Annotated in this window: 16 protein-coding genes, 1 pseudogene and 1 riboswitch; of the genes and pseudogenes, 9 read left to right on the top strand and 8 right to left on the bottom strand. The window is 67.9% G+C overall.

From position 1 onward, the window contains the following. Window position 1: 1 nt before the first annotated feature. The 3 genes from AC3A4E_RS05065 to AC3A4E_RS05055 all read right to left on the bottom strand — a co-directional run bounded on the left by AC3A4E_RS05065 (window position 2) and on the right by AC3A4E_RS05055 (window position 3722). The gene (locus AC3A4E_RS05065) at window positions 2-2251 is read right to left on the bottom strand and encodes a TonB-dependent hemoglobin/transferrin/lactoferrin family receptor (RefSeq protein ID WP_487630455.1); all 2250 of its coding nucleotides are present in this window, start codon (window positions 2249-2251) and stop codon (window positions 2-4) included. A 144-nt stretch (window positions 2252-2395) separates the two neighbouring features. Then, a complete protein-coding gene (hemP, locus tag AC3A4E_RS05060) occupies window positions 2396-2602 on the bottom strand; it encodes a hemin uptake protein HemP (protein ID WP_487630454.1) in 207 nt (68 codons plus the stop codon). A gap of 148 nt (window positions 2603-2750) precedes the next feature. After that, complete coding sequence (locus AC3A4E_RS05055) at window positions 2751-3722, bottom strand: potassium channel beta subunit family protein (protein WP_487630453.1); 972 nt, start codon at window positions 3720-3722, stop codon at window positions 2751-2753. A 96-nt stretch (window positions 3723-3818) separates the two neighbouring features. Here AC3A4E_RS05055 and AC3A4E_RS05050 point away from each other — a divergent pair, with 96 nt between their 5' ends. From AC3A4E_RS05050 to dusB, 4 genes are all read left to right on the top strand, one after another. Then, the gene (locus tag AC3A4E_RS05050; RefSeq protein ID WP_487630452.1) at window positions 3819-4952 is read left to right on the top strand and encodes a GGDEF domain-containing protein; all 1134 of its coding nucleotides are present in this window, start codon (window positions 3819-3821) and stop codon (window positions 4950-4952) included. A gap of 84 nt (window positions 4953-5036) precedes the next feature. Then, on the top strand, window positions 5037-6338 hold the full coding sequence (locus AC3A4E_RS05045; RefSeq protein WP_487630451.1) for a NupC/NupG family nucleoside CNT transporter: 1302 nt from the start codon (window positions 5037-5039) through the stop codon (window positions 6336-6338). A gap of 52 nt (window positions 6339-6390) precedes the next feature. Continuing rightward, window positions 6391-7341 carry a ribokinase gene (locus tag AC3A4E_RS05040; protein WP_487630450.1) on the top strand — a complete coding sequence of 317 codons (951 nt, stop codon included), beginning with the start codon at window positions 6391-6393 and terminating at the stop codon, window positions 7339-7341. Between the two features lie 55 nt (window positions 7342-7396). Next, window positions 7397-8392: a tRNA dihydrouridine synthase DusB gene (gene dusB / locus AC3A4E_RS05035; RefSeq protein WP_487630449.1), complete on the top strand. Its 996-nt coding sequence runs from the start codon at window positions 7397-7399 to the stop codon at window positions 8390-8392. A gap of 18 nt (window positions 8393-8410) precedes the next feature. On the opposite strand, the gene AC3A4E_RS05030 is transcribed toward dusB, so the two are convergent. The 3 genes and pseudogenes from AC3A4E_RS05030 to olsF form a co-directional block, all read right to left on the bottom strand. Continuing rightward, window positions 8411-9460 carry a metal-dependent hydrolase gene (locus tag AC3A4E_RS05030; protein WP_487630448.1) on the bottom strand — a complete coding sequence of 350 codons (1050 nt, stop codon included), beginning with the start codon at window positions 9458-9460 and terminating at the stop codon, window positions 8411-8413. Between the two features lie 113 nt (window positions 9461-9573). Continuing rightward, window positions 9574-10329 (bottom strand): annotated as a pseudogene (locus tag AC3A4E_RS05025) (UDP-2,3-diacylglucosamine diphosphatase); the annotation flags it as partial. Beyond that, window positions 10326-12020: a bifunctional ornithine lipid synthase OlsF gene (gene olsF, locus AC3A4E_RS05020; RefSeq protein WP_487630447.1), complete on the bottom strand. Its 1695-nt coding sequence runs from the start codon at window positions 12018-12020 to the stop codon at window positions 10326-10328. The pseudogene AC3A4E_RS05025 and the gene olsF, both read right to left, overlap by 4 nt. A 205-nt stretch (window positions 12021-12225) precedes the next feature. Here olsF and metK point away from each other — a divergent pair, with 205 nt between their 5' ends. The 4 genes from metK (at window position 12226) to AC3A4E_RS05000 (ending at window position 16925) form a co-directional block, all read left to right on the top strand. After that, window positions 12226-13437 carry a methionine adenosyltransferase gene (gene metK / locus AC3A4E_RS05015; RefSeq protein WP_487630446.1) on the top strand — a complete coding sequence of 404 codons (1212 nt, stop codon included), beginning with the start codon at window positions 12226-12228 and terminating at the stop codon, window positions 13435-13437. A gap of 179 nt (window positions 13438-13616) precedes the next feature. After that, on the top strand, window positions 13617-15029 hold the full coding sequence (locus AC3A4E_RS05010; protein WP_487630445.1) for a circularly permuted type 2 ATP-grasp protein: 1413 nt from the start codon (window positions 13617-13619) through the stop codon (window positions 15027-15029). Window positions 15030-15121: 92 nt separating this feature from the next. Next, complete coding sequence (locus tag AC3A4E_RS05005; RefSeq protein ID WP_487630444.1) at window positions 15122-16129, top strand: alpha-E domain-containing protein; 1008 nt, start codon at window positions 15122-15124, stop codon at window positions 16127-16129. Window positions 16130-16193: 64 nt separating this feature from the next. Beyond that, window positions 16194-16925 carry a proteasome-type protease gene (locus AC3A4E_RS05000; RefSeq protein ID WP_487630443.1) on the top strand — a complete coding sequence of 244 codons (732 nt, stop codon included), beginning with the start codon at window positions 16194-16196 and terminating at the stop codon, window positions 16923-16925. Window positions 16926-17079: 154 nt separating this feature from the next. On the opposite strand, the gene AC3A4E_RS04995 is transcribed toward AC3A4E_RS05000, so the two are convergent. Further along, complete coding sequence (locus AC3A4E_RS04995) at window positions 17080-19581, bottom strand: S9 family peptidase (protein WP_487630442.1); 2502 nt, start codon at window positions 19579-19581, stop codon at window positions 17080-17082. Between the two features lie 249 nt (window positions 19582-19830). Continuing rightward, window positions 19831-21585, bottom strand: coding sequence for a hypothetical protein (locus AC3A4E_RS04990; protein WP_487630441.1), 1755 nt, complete (start codon window positions 21583-21585; stop codon window positions 19831-19833). Window positions 21586-21730: 145 nt separating this feature from the next. Continuing rightward, a riboswitch (S-adenosyl-L-homocysteine riboswitch) is annotated at window positions 21731-21806 on the top strand. A 36-nt stretch (window positions 21807-21842) separates the two neighbouring features. On the opposite strand from AC3A4E_RS04990, the gene ahcY reads away from it, so the two are divergent. Next, window positions 21843-23291, top strand: coding sequence for an adenosylhomocysteinase (gene ahcY / locus AC3A4E_RS04985; RefSeq protein WP_487630440.1), 1449 nt, complete (start codon window positions 21843-21845; stop codon window positions 23289-23291). Window positions 23292-23331 lie beyond the last annotated feature (40 nt).

The raw sequence follows: 23331 nt of genomic DNA, 5'->3' as shown, positions 1-23331 counted from the left end.
GTCAGAAGTCGACCGACAGGCTGACCGCGACGTTGCGGCCCGGCGCGGTGTAGCGGTCGAGCGTGGCGCTGCTCGCAGCGATCAACGGCACCAGCCCCGCCTGCCAGACCTTGCGGTCGGCGAGATTGAACACCCCGGCATTGAGGCGCGTGCCCGGTGCGAAATTCCAGTGCGCATAGAGATCGAGCACGGCATGGCCGGGGCTTTCGAAGTAGGTACTGCCGGCCGGCGCCGTCGGCAACCGGTCGCGACGGCCGACGAAGCGGCCAGCGAGTTCGGCGCCCCATGCTGCCTGGTCGAACGCGACGCCGAGTGTCGCGGTCAGCGGATCTACACTCGTCAACGCCTCACCCGTGGTGCGGTCCTCGCCACGCGACCACGCCGCCGCGCCCCTCAGCGACCATCCAGCCAGTGCCGGTGCGAAGCTGTCGAAGTACACGCCGCCCTTGAACTCGACGCCGCGGATACGCGCGTCGGCGATGTTCTGCGACTGGTAGACCATCAACCCGGACACGGGATCGATACCGGTGTAACGCGTCGACTCGATGAAGTCGTCGTACTGCGTGTAGTAGGTGCTGAGGCTGGCGTAGGCGGCGTCGCTCGAGTAGCGCAGACCTAGTTCCAGGCCGTCGCTGGTTTCCGACTTCAGATCCGGATTCGGGATCGCGGTGTAGCCGAACTGGAAGTTGGTGAAACCGATGTTGACGTCGTTGTAGGGCGGCGCGCGGAAGCCCCGCGCGTAGCCGCCGTAGAGCGACCAGGCATCGGCGAACGTCCACACGAAGCCCAGCTTCGGCGACACGCTGGTTTCACTGAGGTCGGCGACCTGCGTGGTCGGGTTGTCTTCGCGGAAGATGGTGTCGACGTCGGGGGACAGCCGGTAGTGATCGACGCGTAGCGCCGGCACCAGCCGGAACGCACCGTCGGCGAAGATGATCTCGTCCTGGACGTACAGCGCGGCCTTGGTCGTATCGCTGATCGGGAAGTCCCGCACAGGGAACACATCGGGCAGCATGACGTTGGTGACCGCGCCGGTGTCGAGGTCCGTGTAGCGGCCGTCGCGCTTCTGCCTCGTCTCGGTCTGATCGACATCCAGCCCGTACACGAGTTCATGACGCACGCGCCCGGTATCGAAAGACTTTCGCGCATTGGCCTGTATGCCGTAGCTGCGTTGATCGAAATGGAACGTGCGCTCGCGACGATCCCGAACGACCGGCCTGCCAGTCGTCGTCAGCGTACGCTCTTCCGCTGTGTCCTGCGTCGTGCGCGAGTCCTGCCGGTAGACCTGCCAATCGATGCTGTCGGCGAACGCCAGCGACAATCCGTCGATCTCGTGGCCGAAGGTGATGCGCGCGCGGGACTGGTGGTCGCGCCCGTCCTGCCACAGCACCCTGGTCTCGGTGAAGGGCGGGAACGGCGAGCGTGTCGTCGTACGGGCGGTCAGCACGTCGGTGTCGACATCATCCTCGTTGCCTTCGACCGTCAGCTTGAAGCGCTGCGTATCGCTGGGCGCGAACACCAGCTTGCCGAGCACGCTGCGGCCGTTCGACGACTGCGGGTTGGCCTGCGTGCGCGCGGCGCCCTGGCCGCCGACCTCGCCCATATTCTCGGTTTCCTTGCCCTGGCGATGGCTCACCGCGACCAGGCCCGACCAGCGCTCGCCCCCGAAGGCGGCAGTCGCACCGGCGAACAGGCCCTCGTTGGCGCCCTCGAAACCGATCTTGGCGCCGAAGTGCGCAGTCTTCCCTGCGCGCAGGTAGTCCGACGGGTCCTTGGTGACGAACGAGACCACGCCACCGAGCGCGTCGGAGCCGTACAGCGAACTCGTGGGCCCGCGCACCACTTCGACGCGCTTGAGCGTCTCGAGATCGACGAAGTTGCGGTTGGCGCTGGAGAAGCTGCCGATCGCGAACGCATCGGGCACCGCGATGCCGTCGGTCTGGATACGCACGCGGTTGCCGCCCAGGCCGCGGATGCGGATGTCGTTGAGGCCGAAGCGGCCGAAGCTGCTGCCGACGGTGATGCCCGGCTCGTAGCGGAACAGGTCGGCGATGTCGCGCACCAGCAACGTGTCCATGCGCGCGCGGTCGATCACGTCGACGGTATTGGGTACGTCGCTGATCGCCCGCTCGGTGCGGGTGGCGGTGACGACGATCTGGTCGAAGTCGCGCGGCTCGCCTTCGGGTGCGGCGACGGCGGCGGTGGACGACAGGCACAGGGCCAGGGAGACGGACAGCAGGCTGGGACGCATGGGCGCTCGCGAAAAGTGGAGATCGGCGAGCTGGCGGGCGCGGGGGAGGATCGCGCGGGCGGGCAGCCTCTGGAGAGAGGAAGGGCAACACGGCGCGTCGCCCGCACGATCCATCGGGACCGGGCGGCGACGCGCGAAAGCGGTTTACTTGGTGAGGATCAGCTTGTCGTTGCGGGTGTGGCGCAGACGGTAGATCTCGTTGCCGTGCCGGATGCGCAGTTCGCGCTGGCCGCGCAGCAACTGCACGCTGTCGAGTTCGATGACCTCGGGGGTGCGGGTCAACGGATGGACGTTGCCGGCGTCGTGGGCGTCGCGGGGAGCGGATGCATCCTGGAACTGGGACACGCGCATGTCGGGATCCTCCGGTAGGGGATTCCGATGATAGTGATTCTCATTCACTAGTCAAGCAGGGGTGCGGGTCGGCCTGCTTGCGCGTGGCCATGCCCTGTCCCGGGCGTTTCCTCGCCGCCGGGCACGGACCACTTCGGCGCGATACCCGTCAGCCGGTCACCGCCTCCACCCGCCGCCAGACGTTGTCGTCGAAACGATCGAGCAGTGTCAGCGCCTCCAGGTTCTCGAGCAGTTGCGACACCCGGCTCGCGCCCAGCAGCACCGTCGAGACGTGCGGATTGGTCAGGCACCACGCGATCGCCAGCGGCGCCGGCGCTACGCCGAGTTCGGCGGCCAGCGCGGTGAAGCGCCCTGCCCGCCCGACGCGGTTGGCGTTCGCGTCGCCGAGCACGCTGCCCTGCAGCCATTCGAGCTGCGGTTGCGCGAGGCGGCTGTCGGCCGGCACGCCATCGGCGTATTTGCCGGTCAGCAGGCCGGACGCCAGCGGTGACCAGATCGTCGTGCCGAGTCCGAGCTCTGCATACAAAGGTGCGTACTCCAGTTCCACGCGTTCGCGGCGCAGCAGGTTGTACTCGGGCTGCTCCATCGTCGGACCGTGCAGATGGTGCGTGCGTGCGATCTGGGCGGCCTCGCGGATCAGCGCCGCCGGCCATTCGGACGTGCCCCAGTACAGCACCTTGCCCTGGCGAATCAGCGCATCCATCGCCCACACGGTTTCGGCGACCGGGGTGTCGGGATCGGGCCGATGGCAGAAGTACAGATCGAGGTGATCGACGCGCAGGCGCTTGAGCGTCGCGTCGCAGGCATCGCGCACATGCTTGCGTGACAGGCCGCGTTGCGTGGGGCGCGGATCGGCGGCCGCGCCGAAGAACACCTTGCTCGACACGCAGTAGCCGTCGCGCGGCAGGCGCAGATCGGCGATGACGTCGCCCATGACCTCTTCGGCCGCGCCGTTGGCATAGCCCTCGGCGTTGTCGAAGAAATTGACGCCGTGGTCCCACGCAGCCGCGACCAGGTTGCGCGCTTCACTGCGACCGATCTGGCTGCCGAAGGTGACCCAGGCACCGAACGACAACGCGGACAGCTGCAGGCCGGACGAGCCGAGGCGGCGGTACTGCATGGGAACTCCTGGAACGGTCGGAATGCGGAAGTATGCCCGCCGTCCACCGGCCACCGCCCGCGCTATGCTGCCGCAGCTGCCACAGGGACCGTCTTGATGCGCGCACCGCAACGCACCCGGCAGGGCGTCGTCGCCACATTGTTCGGCCGCGCCGACGAGGTGATGCTCGAGCTCGGTGCCGGCGGCGAACTGATGGTCGCGCGCGTCCGCGCAGCGCTCTCCCTGCTGATCCTGCTGCTGCCGCTGATCGCCGCGGTCGGGGGCCACGGCACCCGCACGGTCGTGGTCGGACTTGCGCTGGCGGCATTCGCCAACCTGATGGCCCAGGTGTGGCTGGCGCTCGCGCGGCGCCAGCGTCGTCATCCCTGGCTGCCCTACGCCACCGCCAGCTACGACATCAGCATGACCACGCTGGTGCTGGTGCTGCTGGCAACCCGCGAGCCGGCAGCCGCACTCAACAGTGTGGTGGTGTGGAACTTCTACATGCTGGCGATCGCACTGACTGCGCTCCGCAACGACGGCCGCCTGGCGCTGTACGTCGGCGGGCTGGCGGTCGTGCAGTACGCGGTGCTGGTGATCGTGCTGATGGCCGGCACCGGCGAGGCGCGCCCCGCATCGCTGGGCTATGGCGTGGCCTCGGTTGCCGGACAGGTCGAACGCCTGTTGCTGTTGGCGATGATGACGGTGATCGCCTGCGCCGTCGTGTACCGGATGCAGCGGCTGGTGGACCTGTCGGGGCGGGACGGCCTGACCGGCCTGCCCAACCGCGCCTGGCTGCTGCAGCACGCACCGCGGCAGCTCGCCGATTCGCGCCGCGAAGGCCGCTCGCTGACGCTGGGCCTGCTCGACCTCGACGGCTTCCGGAGGATCAACGCCGACGCCGGCCCACGCGCCGGCGACCGCGCGATCCGCGGCATCGCGCTGCGGCTGCAGACGATGCTGGAGGACGACGAGTCGCTGTCGCGCATCGGCGGCCAGGAATTCGTGCTGCTGCTGCGCTGCCCGGCCGGCAGCGCCTGGGAGCGGCTGGACCGGCTGCGACGCGACATGAGCACCGAGTCGTTGGTGGTCGATCGCGACGGGCGACCGCTGCCGCTGAGCTTCAGCGCCGGACTCGCCGCGTTCCCGCCCGACGGTGGCGACGTGTCGGCCCTGCTCGGTGTCGCAGACCGTCGTCTGCAGCAGGCCAAACGCGCCGGACGCAACCGCGTGGAAGCGCGCGACGCCTGAACGACGGCGTTTTCACAGGCGCTGTGGTTGCCCATGCCGCCCCGCTGCACTAGTCTGCGCGACTTGGCGAAGGGCCCGGGGGCCATGATGGATGACTTGACGCGGATCGGCTTCGGCCTGTTCGGACTGGCCGTGCTGCTCGCGATCACGTGGCTGTTCTCCAACAACAAGCGCAGGGTCGACTGGAAACTGGTCGTTACCGGCGTGACGCTGCAGATCGCATTCGCCGCGGTCGTGCTGCGCGTGCCCGGCGGCCGCGAGGTGTTCGACGCCCTGGGACACGGCTTCGTCAAGGTGCTCTCGTTCGTCAACGCCGGCTCGGAGTTCATCTTCGGCGGGCTGATGAACATCGAGACCTATGGCTTCATCTTCGCCTTCCAGGTGTTGCCGACGATCATCTTCTTCGCCGCGCTGATGGGCGTGATGTACCACCTGGGCATCATGCAGTTCATCGTGCGGATCATGGCCTCGGCGATCACCAAGGTGATGCGCGTGTCGGGCGCCGAGACCACCAGCGTCTGCGCCAGCGTCTTCATCGGCCAGACCGAGGCGCCGCTGACGGTGCGCCCCTACATCTCGCGCATGACCGAATCCGAACTCATCACGATGATGATCGGCGGCATGGCGCACATCGCCGGCGGCGTGCTGGCCGCGTATGTCGGCATGCTCGGCGGCGGCAATCCGGAAGAGCAGGCGTTCTACGCCAAGCATCTGCTGGCCGCGTCGATCATGGCCGCACCGGCCACGCTGGTGATCGCCAAGATCCTGATTCCCGAAACCGGCGAGCCGCTGACCCGCGGCACGGTGAAGATGGAGGTCGAGAAGACCACCAGCAACGTCATCGATGCGGCAGCCGCGGGCGCCGGCGACGGTCTGCGTCTGGCGCTGAACATCGGCGCGATGCTGCTGGCCTTCATCGCACTGATCGCGATGGTGAACTACCCGCTGGAGTGGATCGGCGAAGTCACCGGTCTGGCCGAAGCGATCGGCAAGCCGACCAATCTGGCGACGATCTTCGGCTTCGTGCTGGCCCCGATCGCCTGGCTGATCGGCGTGCCGTGGCAGGACGCCTCGGTGGTCGGTTCGCTGATCGGCCAGAAGATCGTCATCAACGAATTCGTCGCGTACCTGCAGCTGGCCGACATCGTCAACGGCCGCGTCGACGGCGTGGTGCTCAGCGAGCAGGGCCGCCTGATCGCGACCTACGCGCTGTGCGGCTTCGCCAACTTCAGCTCGATCGCGATCCAGATCGGCGGCATCGGCGGGCTCGCCCCCGACCGTCGCCAGGACCTGGCGCGCTTCGGCCTGCGCGCGGTGCTCGGCGGCACGATCGCCACGCTGATGACGGCCACCATCGCCGGCGTGCTGACCTACGTCGGCGTCTGAGACGCCGGATCCGGAATGCGGTGCCAGTGATGCGGGACAAGGGGATGTGCGCGTGAGTCGTGTCGTTGTCGTCGGTTCGTTCAATGTCGACCATGTGTGGAACTGCGCCTCGCTGCCGCGTCGTGGCGAGACCCTGAGCGGCCAGTACCACACCGGTCCTGGCGGCAAGGGGTTCAACCAGGCGGTCGCGGCTGCGCGTGCGGGCGCGGAAACCGGCTTCCTGTGTGCATTGGGCGATGACGCAGGCGGCCGTCAGGCCCGCGCGCTCGCCGAGTCGGACGGCATCGACCTGCGGGTCCACGACAGCGTCCACCCCACCGGCACGGCTGGCATCTACGTCGACGAGGCCGGCCACAACACCATCGTGATCGGCGCCGGCGCGAATGCCGACCTCAGCGCGGCGTGGCTCGCCCGCCAGGCCCAGGCCCTCGCCGGTGCACGCGTCCTGCTGGCCCAGCTCGAATCGCCGCTCGACAGCGTGCTCGAAGCGATGCGCCTGGCCCGTGCGGCCGGCACCACCACGATGCTCAACCCCGCACCGGCCAATGCCGACTGCCTGCGCGAACTGCTGGCCGCCGCCGACATCCTGACCCCGAACGAGACCGAGTTCGCTGCGCTGCTGGAATGCCACACCAGCCACCGCATCGACAACGACGCGATCGCCGGCACGCCCGATGCGCAGCTGCACCGCCTGTGCCGCACCCTGCTGCCGCGCGGCACCGTGGTGATCACGCTTGGCGCCGCCGGCGCGTTCGTCTCGCACCGCGAAGACCTGCTGCGCGGCGACGACGTCCCGTTCTATCGCGTGGCCGCCGACAAGGTGGAGCCGGTCGACACCACCGGCGCCGGCGATGCGTTCAATGGCGCCCTCGCCGCGGCCTACGCCGCCTCGCATGGCCACCCGTTCGCCGAGCACGTGCGCTTCGCCAACCGCTACGCCGGCCTGTCGACCGAACACGTCGGCGCCGCACTGGCGATGCCACGGCTCACCGCCGGCGGCTGAACGCCTCTCGCCGACCGCGCCTGGCCGGCGTCCGCCGATCGGCGACAATAGCGGCATGCAGATCGGTCCCTACCGCATCGAACCGAACGTGGTCCTGGCGCCGATGGCCGGGGTCACGGACAAGCCGTTCCGGCAGCTGTGCAAGCGGCTGGGCGCGGGCCTGGCGATGTCGGAAATGACGATCAGCGACTCGCGCTTCTGGCAGACTGAAAAATCGCTGCGACGCATGGATCACGACGGCGAACCGGCGCCGGTCGGCGTGCAGATCGCCGGCACCGAGCCGGCGATGCTGGCCGACGCCGCGCGCTACAACGTCGACCATGGCGCGCAGCTCATCGACATCAACATGGGCTGCCCGGCGAAGAAGGTCTGCAACGCCTGGGCCGGTTCGGCGCTGATGCAGGACGAGGCACTGGTCGCGCGCATCCTCGACGCCGTGGTGCGTGCGGTCGACGTGCCGGTGACGCTGAAGATCCGCACCGGCTGGTGCGCCGAACACCGCAACGCACCGACCATCGCGCGCATCGCGCAGGACGCCGGCATCGCCGCGCTTGCGGTACACGGCCGCACCCGCGACCAGCACTACACCGGCACCGCCGAGTACGACACGATCGCCGCGATCAAGGCCGCGCTGTCGATTCCGGTGCTCGCCAACGGCGACATCGATTCGCCGGAGAAAGCGCTTGCAGTGCTGCGACACACTGGCGTCGACGCGGTGATGGTCGGCCGCGCCGCGCAGGGCCGACCGTGGATCTTCCGCGAGATCGCGCATTTTCTCGCCACCGGCACGCATCTGGCGCCGCCGACGCTGACCGAGATCCGCGACATCCTGCTCGGCCATCTCGAAGCGCTGCACGCGTTCTACGGCGAGACGTCCGGCGTGCGCATCGCGCGCAAGCATCTGGGCTGGTACGCCAAGGATCGCCCGGAGAACGCCGCCTTCCGCAGCGTGGTCAATCGCGCCGAAAGCGCCGACGCGCAGCTCGCGCTGACCCGCGATTACTTCGACGCGCTGGTCGCTGGTGACGTCAGGCCGACACTCGCCGCCTGAGGTCCCGGGCATCCGGCCTCAATGGCTGCCGACTGCCTCGCCGGTGTCCAGGCCAGGCGCTGCCGGCTCGTGCCAGATGCGCGCCCAGGTGGCGTTCCATGTCCCGGCCAGGTCGCGCGCCATCGGCGCCTGCGTCGGCGGAACCGACTGCCAACCATCGCCGGCGCGCTGTGCCACGTCGAAGCGGAAGAAGTAGTCCGGCTCGTTGCCCATGCGCAGATCGCTGAGCTGCAGGGTGCCGTCGACGACAGTCGCGCCCATGAAGCCGTGGTTGAACCACGCGAGCCGCTGCACCGCGGGCAGGCCCGCGTTTTCGCGCAGTGCGGCGACATCGGAAGGATATGCGGTGAACTGCATCGGGCCACGATCGGCCGCCAATGAGCGGAAGCCTTCTACATAACCGTCGTCGGTCATCGCGACGACGCGCCACAACACGGTGTTGGCGGGCATCGGCACCGAGAACCGCGGTGCATCGCCGAGGCCCATCGCGACCAGAGCGCGATCGGCTTCGCGATCGACCAGGGTCTTGGCGACCAGCGACCAGCCCAGATACACCGTGCTGAGCACGAGGCCGGCGGCGATCAGGCGACCGGCGATCAGGCGCGGGCCGGCGAACGCGGCGACGAGTACACCGATCAACAACCAGATGGTGTACAGCGGATCGATGATGAAAACGCTGGACCACATCGCCGGCGGTGGCGTGAGCGGCCACCACAGCTGCGTGCCGTAGACGGTGAACGCATCGAGCAGCGGATGCGTGACCAGCGCCAGCGCGATCGCCCAGAACCAGCGCACCGGCGACTCGGCGACGCGGCCCTTGCCGAAGCGCTTGAACAGCCACCAGATGGCAGCGGCGATCAGCGGCAGCACCAGCAGCGAATGCGTGAGGCCGCGATGCAGCGTCATCCGCAGCACCGGGTCATCGGTCATCAGCGCGATCGGAATGCCGTCGAGGTCCGGCAAGGTGCCGAGCACGGCGCCGGCTGCGAGCGCGGCACGACGATGGGCGGCAGGCACGATGGCAGCGGCGACCGATGCGCCGAGCACGATCTGGGTCAGGGAATCCATCCGCCGATGCTAGCAGTCGGCCACGCGACGGCGATGCCTCAGGCCGCGCGCGGCACGAGTGCCGCCGGCACTTTCGCGTCCCGCGCAGGCAGGGCCGCGAGCACCTCGCCCTAGTGCGACAGCAGGCGCAGGCTGCCGTCCTGCGCCTCGGCCAGCGCGGTCAGGCTTTCGACCCAGTCGCCGTCGTTGGCGTAGACCAGACCGTCGCGTTCGACCAGCGACGCGCGATGGATGTGGCCGCAGACGATGCCGTCGAGGCCGCGGCGGCGCGCGTCGTCGAGACCGGCCTGCACGAAGCGTTCGATGTAGCGCTCGGCCGCGCCGCTCTTCGACTTGAGGAATTCCGACAGCGACCAGTAGCGCATGCCCAGTTGCCGGCGCGCGCGGTTGAGCCACTGGTTGCCGGTGAGGATGCGGTAGTAGAGCCAGTCGCCGAACCGTTCCTGCAGGCCGCCGAAGTGCGTGATGGCGTCGTAATCGTCGCCATGGGTGACCAGCAGACGCCGTCCGTCGGCGGTTTCGTGCACGGTGCGCCTGCGCACCTGCATCGCCGGCAGCGCAAGGCCGCAGACGCGACGCAGGGCGCGGTCGTGGTTGCCGGGCACGTAGACGATCGTGGTGCCGGCGCGGCGCAATGCGTGCAGCGCTTCGACCACGCGGATCTGCGGCGCGCCCCAGCGCGCGCGGCGCTGCGCCATCCACCACAGATCGACGATGTCGCCGACCAGATACAGCCGGTCGCAGCGCAGACCATCGAGGAACGTGGCCAGTTCCGCGGCATGGCAGTGCTTGGCCCCGAGATGCACATCGGAAACGAACACCGCGCGGTGATGCGGGCGCGCTGGTGGCAGTCGGGTCGGCTGGCTCATGCGTCGGTCTTCCCCAGGTAGCGGCGCCGCTTGTGCGGACGCAGGCGGTGCAGGTCCAGTTCGACGAGGCCGTCGACGGAATTGCAGAAGTCGGGATCGACGCCGAATGCGAGAAAGCGCGCGCCGCCCGGCTCGCACAGCTCGACGTACTGGCGGTACAGCGTGGGCACGCCGGCACCGAACGCAGCGAGTCCGGTCTTCAGTCGCGTCAGCGCGGATGCGGCGTCAAGATCGCCGAACGATGGCGCGTCGCCGGCGAACGCGAACGGGCGGCGCGCGACCGCGAATCCATCGCCGGCGTGGTAGCACTGGAAATACGCGACCAGGTGTTCGCGTGCATCGCGCGGCAGCGCCGCGCTGATCGACGCCGGTCCGTACAGCCAGCGCACCTGTGGATGACGTTGCAGATACACGCCGATGCCCTGCCAGAGTGCATCGAGCCCGCGCCCGCCCCAGCACTCGGGCACGACGAAACTGCGGCCCAGTTCCATGCTGGCCTGCAGGCGCGGCAGCGCCGCGTCGGCATAGCGGAACAGCGATGCCGAGTAGAGGCCTTCGAGTCCGCGCTGCGCGAGCACGTCCGCGCCGCAGGCCACGCGGTACGCACCGACCACGCGCGCCGCGCTGTCGTCCCACAGCACGATGTGGTCGTAGTGCGCATCGAAGGCGTCGAGATCGCGGGCGCGTCCAGTGCCCTCCCCGACCCGGCGGAACGTCAGCTCACGCAGGCGGCCGATTTCGCGCAGCAGCGGATTGCGCAGGTCGCCGCGCAACAACCGCACCTGCTGACCGGCGCCGAGTTCGCACAGACATTCCGTCACTGCGACCGCCGCGCGCAGACGTGCAGGCGATTCCGGACGCGCCAGCGGCGCCTGGCCGTCGGCGCAGGCCTCGCGGCGGGTGCCGATCGCATAGAGCTGACGGCGCAGCGAACGCAGCACGGCATCGCCATCGTCATCGGCAGGCAGTGCCAGCGGCATGCCGATGCGAAGACGCAACGGCCGCGTGCGCCGCGCGTACATTTCGCGCGCCAGCAGCGCCGTGCCCGCAGGCCGATATAGCGCGGAGACGCCGTAGAACAGCGGCGAATTACGCGCCTCGATACGGACCGGCAACACCGGCGCGCCGGTCGTGCGTACGAAGCGCAGCACGCCGCGACGCCAGCGCGAATCGCGCACCCCACCCGGGCCGAGTCGCGAGACTTCACCGGCCGGGAAGATCACCACGCAGGCATCTTCGCGCAACGCGGCTTCGACCGCGGCGATGCTGGCTTCGGTCGGCCGGCCACCGAGAATCCGCACGCCCAGCATCAGCGGCGCCAGCGGCTGGACTGTCGACAGCAGATCGTTGGCGACGATGCGCACATCGCGACGCACCCGGCCGATGCAGGCCAGCAGCGCCAGCGCATCGAGTGCGCCGGAGGGATGGTTGGCAACCACCAGCAACCGGCCGCGCGCCGGGATGCGAGCGACGTCGGCGTCGCTCACCTCGAAGCGCAGGCCCAGGTGCTCGCTGCAGGCGGCGACGAAGTCGAATCCGGAGAGGTGGGCGCTGCCGGCGAGAAATGCGTCGATGTCGTCGAAGCGCGACCAGTGGCCGATGCCACGCAGCAGCGGGCGCGTGATGCGGGCGCGGCGACCGCGGAACCAGTCGGGCCAGCGTTGCCGGAGGCGATCCTCGATCCGGAGCATGGGAAACCAGTGCGGGCGGGATGCGCGCAGCCTGTGCCTGCGCCGCGTCGCGCGCATTGCAGCGCGCTTTCAGGCCTGTGACAGTCGGGACGCCGGCGGCGCGCTTAACCGCAGCGCAATCTTCTGCAGGGCAGAATGCATTTCCGGGGCGGTCGCTGTATCATTTCGTCCCATCTTTTCATCCGAATATAGGGATATAGGCCTGATGTCCAGCTATCTCTTCACCTCCGAGTCGGTCTCCGAAGGCCACCCGGACAAGATCGCCGACCAGATTTCCGATGCCGTCCTCGACGCGATCCTCGCGCAGGACAAGCGCGCTCGCGTGGCCTGCGAAACGATGGTCAAGACGGGCGTGGCGATCGTCGCCGGCGAAGTCACGACCAGCGCATGGATCGATCTGGAAGCGCTGACCCGCAAGGTGATCCTCGACATCGGCTACAACAGCTCCGACGTCGGTTTCGACGGCGAGACCTGTGGCGTGCTGAACCTGATCGGCAAGCAGTCGCCCGACATCAACCAGGGCGTGGATCGCAAGAACCCCGAGCAGCAGGGTGCTGGCGACCAGGGCCTGATGTTCGGCTATGCGACCAACGAGACCGACAGCTACATGCCGGCCGCGATCCACCTGTCGCACCGCCTCGTCGAGCGCCAAGCGCAGATCCGCAAGAAGAAGAATTCGAATCTCTCGTGGCTGCGCCCCGACGCGAAGTCGCAGGTCACGCTGCGCTATGAAGACGGCAAGGCGACCGCGATCGATGCGGTGGTGCTGTCCACCCAGCACGATCCGGGCGTCAAGCAGAAGGATCTCATCGAGGCCGTCCGCGAAGAGATCATCAAGCCCGTGCTGCCGGCGAAGTGGCTGCACAAGGGCACCAAGTTCCACATCAATCCGACTGGCAAGTTCATCATCGGCGGCCCCGTGGGCGACTGCGGCCTGACCGGCCGCAAGATCATCGTCGACACCTACGGCGGCTGGGCGCGCCACGGTGGCGGTGCGTTCTCGGGCAAGGATCCGTCGAAGGTCGACCGCTCGGCTGCGTACGCTGCGCGTTATGTCGCCAAGAACGTCGTCGCGGCCGGCCTCGCCGACCGTTGCGAAGTGCAGGTGTCCTACGCCATCGGTGTCGCCGAGCCGACCTCGATCTCGGTGACGACCTTCGGCACCGGCAAGATTCCGGACGAGAAGATCGAGAAGCTGATCCGCAAGCATTTCGACCTGCGCCCGTACGGCATCATCCAGATGCTCGACCTGATCCACCCGATGTACCAGCAGACGGCGGCCTACGGTCACTTCGGTCGCAAGCCGAAGGACTTCAGCTATACCGACGGCGCCGGCGCTTCGCACAACGCGACGTCGTTCTCGTGGGAGAAGACCGATCGCGCCGATGCACTGCGTGCGGATGCGAAGCTGAAGTAAGGGATCGGGCTGCGGCGTCTGCCGCGACTGCGTCAATCCCGGAACGGGCCGCACATGCGGCCCGTTTTCCGTTGGGCCGTGGCCGGTGCCGTCACCCGTTGTGCATCGCCGAGTTCGCATGCTATCTGTGCAGTGCAGCACGGATCCGCCCGCGCGCTGCTCACGGAGCCTGTCACACGATGCCGCCCAGCTACGACGAGATGCACGATGCCGATGGGCACGTCCGCCCGCACTATCGCGGCTTCGACGACTGGCGACAGGCCACCCCCGACGAGCAGGTCGCGCACAAGCGCCGCGAGGCGGAGATCTCCTTCCACCGCGTCGGCATCACCTTCTCGGTCTATGGCGAGGAATCGGGCAACGAGCGGCTGATCCCGTTCGACATCGTCCCGCGCATCCTGCCGGCGCGGGAATGGAAGATGCTCGAGGCCGGCCTGCGCCAGCGCGTGCATGCGCTGAACCTGTTCCTCGGCGACATCTACGGCGAGCAGCGCATCCTGCGCGACCGCCGCATCCCCGCTGAACTGGTGCTCGACAACAGCGAGTACCGCAAGGAAATGCAGGGGCTCAAGGTCGCCTGCAACACCTATTCCCACGTCTCGGGCATCGACCTGGTGCGCGCCGGCGACGGCGAGTACTACGTGCTCGAAGACAACCTGCGCGTGGCGTCCGGCGTGTCCTACATGCTGGAAAACCGCCGGATGATGGCGCGGCTGACACCCGAGCTGTTCGCGCGCCAGCAGATCGCGCCGGTCGAGCGGTACCCCGATGCGCTGCTCGACATCCTGCGCCAGTGCGCGCCCGCGAACGTCGACAATCCGGTGGTCGCGGTGCTGACCCCGGGCGCGGCGAACTCGGCTTATTTCGAACATGCCTTCCTCGCCCAGCAGATGGGCGTGGAACTGGTGGAAGGCGCCGACCTGTTCGTGCAGAACGACATGGTTTACGCGCAGACCACACGCGGCGCGCAGCGGGTCCACGTGATCTATCGCCGCATCAACGACGACTATCTCGACCCGACCGTGTTCCGGCCCGAATCGATGCTAGGCGTGCCCGGCCTGTTCGGCGCCTACCGCGCCGGCAACGTCACGCTGGCGAATGCACCGGGCACCGGCGTCGGCGATGACAAGTCGGTGTATCCGTACGTGCCGGACATGATCCGCTACTACCTCAGCGAAGAGCCGATCCTGCACAACGTGCCGACCTGGCAGCTGCGCAATCCGGACGACCTGAAGTACACGCTCGAGCACCTGCCCGAACTCGTCGTCAAGGAAGTCCACGGTGCCGGCGGCTACGGCATGCTGGTCGGGCCGGCATCGACGAAGGCGGAGATCGAGGAGTTCCGGGCGCGCATCCTGGCCGATCCGGGCAACTACATCGCCCAGCCCACGCTGTCGCTGTCCACCTGCCCCACCTATGTCGAGAGCGGCCTTGCGCCCCGCCACATCGATCTGCGTCCCTACATCCTCAGCGGACAGCGCATCCATGTGGTGCCCGGCGGGCTGACGCGCGTCGCATTGCGCGAGGGCTCGCTGGTGGTGAACTCGTCACAGGGCGGCGGCACCAAGGACACCTGGGTGATGGAGGCATGAGGCGCGCGATGTCCGTCTGCCGCGACGCCCGCCCCGGCACACACACGTCCGTCGGCGCGCTGCGTGCCGGCCATCCGAACAGGCGCTGACCCATGCTCTGCCGCACCGCGAACGATCTCTACTGGGTGGCCCGCAACATGGAGCGCGCCGAGAACACCGCGCGCCTGCTCGACATGGCGCAGCGCATCGCGTTGCTGCCAGAGCGCCTCGATCGCGGCAAGGCGCAGGCGGCGCCGTGGCGTCGCGCGCTCGACTCGCTCGGGCTGGTGCAGAGTTTCCAGGCATCGCACGGGCGCATCGATGCCGAAGGCGTCGTGCAGCACCTGTTGCTGTCGCCGGACAATCCCGGCTCGGTACTGAGCTGCCTGCGCGCTGCGCGCGAGAATGCCCGCGCGCAGCGGGTGGCCATCACCGCGGAAATGTACGAGGACCTCAACAGCTCTTGGCTCGAGATCCGGCGTCTGGATGCGAACCGGCTGCGCCAGCAGGGCCTCAGCAGTGCGCTGGACTGGGTCAAGACCCGCTCGGCCGCATTCCGCGGCATCACCATCGGCACACTCGGCCGCGGCGAGGGCTACCAGTTCCTGCAGCTCGGCGCATTCGTCGAGCGCGCCGAGTGGTCGATCCGGCTGCTCGACATGATCAGCAGTGACGAGGAACTGCCCGAGACCGGTGAAGCGCGCGACGCCACGCAGTACTTCCAGTGGAGTGCGCTGCTGCAGGCGCTGTCCGCTTTCGAGACCTATCGCCGGCTGTACCGCGAGTCCGTGAGCCCTGCCGGTGTTGCAGCGCTGATGCTGCTCAACGACGACAACCCGCGCTCGCTGCAGACCTGCGTCGGCGCGATCCACCAGATCCTGCAGCAGCTTTCGGGCGGCGAGTCGCTGGAAGTCGCGCGCCAGGCCGGTGCACTGGCGGCGCAGTCGCGCTATGCGCGCATCGATGAGATCATCGCCGGCGGCCTGGAACCGTGGTTGCAGGACACGATGACCCGACTGTCGCGCCTGGGCGTGGAGATCCACCGGCAGTTCATGACCACCGGTGCCGCCCCCTCCGAACCGCCGGTGATCCGGCAGTTCCAGCGGCAGCGCACGAGCTGAGCTGTCACTGCCCGTCATCGCGGGGCACAATGGCGCCTGCAATTGCGCTGTACCGCGACATGACATGACCTACTGCATCGGATTGAACCTCGACGAGGGCCTCGTGCTGGCCTCCGACTCGCGCACCAACGCCGGCGTGGACCACATCCGCCGTGCGGGCAAGATGCGGGTCTTCGCCCAGGAGGGCGAACGCGTGGTGGTCACGCTGTCGTCGGGCAACCTCTCGCTGACGCAGAACGTGCTCAATCTGCTCGAGCATCGCGCACGCCACGAACCCGAACGCGTCGGCATCCTCAACGCGCAGTCGATGTTCCAGGTGGCGCAGGTGGTCGGCGATGCGATGCGCGAGATCCGCAGTCGCGACGAGGCCTATCTGCGGGACGGCGGCATCGACCCCAGCGGCTCCTTCATCGTCGGCGGCCAGATCGCCGGCGAAGCGCCGCGTCTGTTCCTGGTGTACTCGGAAGGCAACTTCATCGAGAGCGCCGGCGAGACGCCGTTCTTCCAGACCGGCGAGATCAAGTTCGGCAAGCCGATCCTCGATCGCGTGATCAACAGCCACACCGACCTGGTCACCGCGACCAAGTGCGCGCTGGTGTCGTTCGATTCGACGATCCGCTCCAACCTCTCGGTCGGCCCGCCGATCGATCTGCTGGTCTACAGGCGCGACAGCTTCAAGGTCGAGATCCAGCAGCGCTTCGAAGACGGCGACGCGTATCTGCAGTCGATCCGCAATCACTGGAACGACAGCATGCGGCGCGCGGTCGCGGAGTTGCCGTCGCCGGAATGGGCCTGAGCGACACAGCGGAGACAGCGCGCCGTACGCCGGATGCCGAATGCGTCGCTTCGCGCTCTGTCGTCGCGCGCAGCCAGGTCGATGATGGGCTGCGCTGCGCTCTACCTGTCCTGCGGTGCAGTCGGCCTCCCGCGCATGCGGGAGGCCATCGACGTCAGCGCGCCGCGTCTTCCGCCGGTCGATTCTTCACGTACTGCTCGAGCCAGGCGTTGGTTTCGTAGAGCATGTGCAGGATCGATTCGCGCGCGCGGTAGCCGTGCGATTCCTTGGGCAGCATCACCAGCCGCGCATTGCCGCCCAGCCCCTTGATCGCGGCGAACATGCGCTCGCTCTGCATCGGGAACGTGCCGGAGTTGTTGTCCTCCTCGCCGTGGATCAGCAGGATCGGGTCCTTGATGTCGCCGGCATAGTTGAACGGCGACATCTTCAGGTAGGTCTCCTGCGCCTGCCAGTAGTTGCGCTCCTCGGCCTGGAAGCCGAACGGCGTCAGCGTACGGTTGTACGCGCCGCTGCGGGCGATGCCGGCGGCGAACAGACGCGAATGCGCCAGCAGATTGCCGGTCATGAACGCACCGTAGGAATGCCCACCGATCGCAATGCGGCGACGGTCGGCGACACCGCGGCGCACCGCTTCATCGATCGCGGCTTCGGCGCTGGCGACGAGCTGCTCGATGTAGGTGTCATTCGGCTCCGCATCGCCCTCACCGATGATCGGCATCGACACATCCGCGAACACCGCGTAGCCCATCGCCAGATAGGCCTGCGGCCCCCAGAAGCCGATCGCGTTGAAGCGATGCGGCGAGTCGGTGACCTGGCTGGCGGCGTCGGCGGATTTGAACTCGCCCGGATACGCCCACATCAGCATCGGCAGCGGGCCGTTGCGCCCGGCGTCATAGCCGGCCGGCAGATACAGCGTGCCGCTGAGGTCCACGCCATCCTTGCGCTTGAAGCGCACCAGTTCCTTCTGCACGTCGCGCAGCTGCGGCGTGGGATGTTCGAACGCGGTCAGCGGCACCGGAGCCGCATCGGGCGCGTCCAGACGACGCACGACGTGGTTCGCCGGCGCGGTCTGGGTCTCGCGCGAGGTCAGCAGGCGCGTGGCCTCGGCATCGAGCACCGCACTGGGCGACTCGTAGTACGGGGCCTGCGAATGGAACAGGCGCTCGGTGCTGCCGTCCGCGAGATTCTGCCGGTCCAGGAACGGCCGGCCGCCCTCCTCCGATGCGCCATCGCCGATGCGGTAGATGCTGTTGCCGTCGGCAGCGATCAACAGCCGGCTGTTGCCGGTGTCGTCGGGCATCATCACCGCGAGGCCCGGATCGGCGTAGCGGTCCTCGTAGGAGCCGTCACGGATCTTGACCGGCGCCGTGCCGCCATCGGGATGCAGGCGCCATTCGCGGATCTGCCGGGTGCGCCACCAGTACTCGCTCAGCAGCGCGAGATCGCCGCTGCCCCAGCGTGTGCCGGCATAGCGCATCGACAGTTCGGCCAGGACTTGCGGCTGTCCGCGGAACGGCGCGGCCTGCATGTACACGATGTCGCGCACCGCGACCTCGCGTGCCGGATCGCCGCCGTCCTGCGCCTCGGCCCAGGACAGCGTGGCCGGCGCATCGCTGCGCCATGCCACCGACCGCACGCCGGTCGGCACTGCATCGTTGCCGACCGGCAGGCCTTCGACCAGCGGCAGCCGGGCGACAGTGTGCTGGACGCGGCCATCGAGGCCGACCACCTCGATACGACGCGGGAACCGCGTATACGGCACCTGGTAGGAGAACGGCCGGTCGATCTGCTGCCGCAGGATGTGGCGCCCATCGGGCGACACGGTCGCGCTCGTGGTCAGGCCGGGCGTGCCGATCGGCGACACGGTCCCGTCGAGCGCAACGCGCGCGAGCTGGCTGGTCATGTAGTGCGAGAACACGCGTGCATCCTGCTCGCTGCGCAACAGGTCCTGATAGGTCCGCAGCTGCTGCACCGTGCCGCCGGCACCGGTTTCCTGCACGTTCGGTCCGGCGGGGACGCTCTCCTCCTGCGACACCGCGCCCTGCCCGTCGGGGCGCAGGCGCACCAGCAGTCCGGCGCTGTCGGACATCCATTCGAAACCGTTGCCGACCACCGCGTTGAGCGGCTGCGCAAGCAGGCGACGTGCCTGGCGCGTCTGGACGTCGACGATCCACAGCTGCACTTCGCCCGCCTGCATGTCGACCTGGCTGAAGGCGATGTGCCGCTGGTCCGGTGACCACAGCAGCGAAGCCAGCGACAGCGGCTCCGGCAGTCCGGCAATGCGCTGCTCGTCGCCGCCGTCGATCGGCTTGAGCCACAGATCGGTCACGAACGAGGCGCGACTGGTCGAATACGTCTTCGGATTGATGCGGATACCACCGAGCTTGAGCTCGGACTGGGACACCTCCGCGATCGACGGCAGCGCGGGCGTCTGCAGGAATGCCGCAAGGTCACGCTGCGGGCTCAACAACAAGCGCGGCGGACGCGGTGCGTCGACGATCGCGCGCAATGCATCGGGTGGCAACTGGTAGCCCCCTGCGTCGGCGGTCGCCGCCGGTGCAGACTGCGCGAACAGGGGCGCACTGCAGAGCGTTGCGGCGAGCAGCGTGGCGGAGACGACGAGAGACAGTCGACGGCGGGAGGTCGTTGGGGACATCGGCAGGCGATCCGGAAGCACACGGGTCGTCGAGCATAACCGGCACGCGATGTGCCTCCGCGGCATCCGACGGAGGACCGACGGGACTTGCGCAACGGTGCGGACCGGGGCAGACGACCGGCGCGGAACGCGGCCTCGCGACCCTCGCACCCATCCGCGCGATCGTGCAGGCAGAAAAAAGGGGCGCAACGTGCGCCCCTGGAAACACGGCGGAATCCACCGCCGCAGAATCGTACCGGTCGCGGTGCGTTACATGCCGCCGCCGCGCGATGCATCGCCGCTCACCGACACATCGATGCCGTCGTAGACACTGTTGGCGTTGTCGCCATCGGCGCCGGACGAGATCCGGAACAGCTTGTCGATGAATCCACCGTCCTCGCTGCCGAGGTTGCGGGCCAGCGACACGGCGAACTCCATCGAGTTGGGTACATCGCCACCGTCGCGGCTGTTCAACAGCAACTGCAGATCGTTGTTGGCACCGGCGATGTTGTTGCCCTCGACGGTCGACTGGATCTGTCCGATCAGCGTATCGATCTGCGACTCGGTGAAGGACAGGGTCACGGTTTCGCCCGGTGCCACGCGACCGCTCGACGGATCGCCATCGATCGCCCAGTTCAGCTGCTCGGCGAGGAAACGCTCTTCGCTTGCCTCGTTCTTGCCGAGGATGTTGCGCTCGATCCAGTTGTATTCCGGCCGGTCGGTGCTGACCTCGAATTCGAAGCGGCGTTCGCCAGGCAGTTCGTTGCCCTGCGCATCGAAACGCTGTTCGACGGTGAGCGGCACGTTGGCGCCATAGCCGAGATCGGTGGTCAGAGAATAGGACCCGTCGGGGTAGGTCACCTTGACCGAACTGCCGAGATTGGCCTGGCCGCCCAGCACCAGGCTCAGATCGCCGGCCTCTGCGCGCAACTGGGTCTGCGACGAGAAGTCGATCCGGTCGATGGTGGCGACGTTGCCCACGCCGGGCGTGGTGTCCGCGATCTGTCCTGTGGTGTTGAAGTGCGACAGCGCGGCCTGGCCTTCCGCCGTCGAGATGTCGAACTCGGCGGTCTGCAGCGTCGCACCGTGGAGCTGGTCCTCGCGCCCGGCCAGCGCGGACACGTCGCCGACCTTGATGCCGACGCCGTTGAACGCGTTTAGGGTCTCGGTCGGTCCGGTCGTGACACGGACGGTGTCGGAGTCGACCCGCTCGAGCGTGTAGCTGACGCCCGCGTTGTATTGAAGCTCCGACTTGGCCGCGATGTGGCGGAACGACCCTTCGAGCGAGGTGCCCGCGAACGTCTGGCTGTCGAGCGTCACACTGCCGCCGACGGGCACGGTGGTCGGGTCGAACGGATTGACCGCGGCCGCCTGCTCCACCGTCGCCTCGCCCGGCAACGTGACCTTGTAGGTGCTTTCGAACCCGGTCGAACCGCTGGCCGCGACATCGGCACCGCCGGCCCGGCCGCCGGCGGTGGCCTCCGCCGACAGGGTGACCTCCGTCTGGGTCTTGACCGAGAAGCTGGTGCTGTCGTCACCCCGGCTTTCGGTGAGCGTCACCGAATGCTCGTTGGCCAGTGAGATCGACGCGCCCTTCGTGTGCTTGCCGGCGCCCTCGGGGCGATTGGAATCGAGCTCCGTCTTCTGCTCGTCGGTCAGCTTCAGCGCAGCGCTGTCCGGCTGCCAGGTGATGCTGCCGTTGGCATCCTTCAGCGTCACCTTGACGTCGGTGGTGGAGTGGTTCGCGTCGCCGGTCTCGATGTCGCCCGCCACACTCTGTGGCGAGGCCGGGATCTGCAGCTGGTCACCGGCCTGGATGGGATTGCCGCCGTTGGACGGGGCATTCGCGAGCTGCGGGTTGGCAGCCACGATCGATTCCGGGCTGACTGCGTAAAGCGCGGCAAGCGAATCGATTGTCTCGGTGCCATTGGCGCGGTGCGCGCGTGCGTCGGAAGACGGCTGGACCGGCGCGCCCGGCTGGGTGACCGGCGCGGAACCGCCGCCGTCGTGGACCATGTTGACCATCTGCACACCTCGATCGGGAGACCGGTGATGCTCGCCTGCCCGAGCCGCCAGGCGCACTGGGGTAAACCCCAGATGACGCCTCCCCGCTGAAGGCATGTTCAGACTGCAACGCCTCCGACATGCCCTGCGATAGAATGGGGATCGCCTCGCCGAGGGGCGCTGCGACCGTGGAATGCACGGCCAGGCTCGGCGCGGTGTCCTGTGAACGGCGCCCGTAATCGCGAATGCGCGTGGCGCATTCCACTACGGAGCCTGCTATGAACGCACAGCTGAAGACCTTCTCGACCGAAGGTGATTACAAGGTCGCCGATATCACGCTCGCCGACTGGGGCCGCAAGGAACTCGACATCGCCGAGCACGAGATGCCGGGCCTGATGTCGATCCGCAAGAAGCACGCCGCCACCCTGCCGCTCAAGGGCGTGCGCGTGACCGGTTCGCTGCACATGACGATCCAGACCGCGGTGCTGATCGAGACCCTCAAGGACATCGGCGCCGACGTGCGCTGGGCGTCGTGCAACATCTTCTCGACCCAGGACCACGCCGCCGCCGCGATCGCCAAGACCGGCACGCCGGTGTTCGCGTGGAAGGGCGAGTCGCTCGAGGAATACTGGGACTGTACGCTCGACGCGCTGAGCTTCCCCGACGGCAAGGGCGGCCTGATCGGTCCAGAGCTGGTCGTCGACGACGGCGGCGACGTGACCCTGCTGATCCACAAGGGCTTTGAACTCGAAAAGGGCGACGAGAGCTGGGTCAACAGCTCCGGCGGCAGCCACGAGGAGCAGGTCATCAAGGCACTGCTCAAGCGCGTGCGCAGCGAGCGTCCGGACTTCTGGACCCGCACCGTCGCCGAGTGGAAGGGCGTCTCCGAAGAGACCACCACGGGCGTGCACCGTCTGTACCAGCTGGCCCAGGCCGGCACGCTGCTGGTGCCCGCGATCAACGTCAACGACTCGGTCACCAAGTCGAAGTTCGACAACCTCTACGGCTGCCGCGAGTCGCTGGCCGACGGCCTGAAGCGCGCGATGGACGTGATGCTGGCCGGCAAGGTCGCCGTGGTCTGCGGCTACGGTGACGTGGGCAAGGGCTGCGCCGCGTCGCTGCGTGCCTACGGCGCGCGCGTCGTCGTCACCGAGATCGATCCGATCTGCGCGCTGCAGGCGGCGATGGAAGGCTTCGAGGTCAACACGATCGAGTCCACGATGGGCCGCGGCGACATCTACGTCACCACGACCGGCAACAAGGACATCATCACGGTCGAGCACATGCAGGGCATGAAGGACCAGGCGATCGTCTGCAACATCGGCCACTTCGACAACGAGATCCAGGTCGACGCGCTCAACGCACTGAAGGGCGTCGAGAAGATCAACATCAAGCCGCAGGTCGACAAGTACATCTTCGGCAACGGCAACGCGATCTTCCTGCTGGCCGACGGCCGCCTGGTGAACCTCGGCTGCGCCACCGGCCACCCGAGCTTCGTGATGTCGAACTCGTTCGCCAACCAGACGCTCGCGCAGATCGACCTGTGGGCGAACAAGGACAGCTATGAGAACAAGGTGTACCTGCTGCCGAAGCAGCTCGACGAAGAAGTCGCGCGCCTGCACCTCGAGAAGATCGGCGTGAAGCTGACCACGCTGTCGAAGGAACAGGCCGACTACATCGGCGTGCCGGTCGAAGGCCCGTTCAAGCCGGACCACTACCGCTACTGATCGAACCGCTTCGCGGATGCGACACGGAACGGGCGCCGAA

Source organism: Luteimonas sp. Soil_N_1 (assembly GCF_057656255.1).
This window is presented reverse-complemented; position numbering and strand designations above follow the sequence as displayed.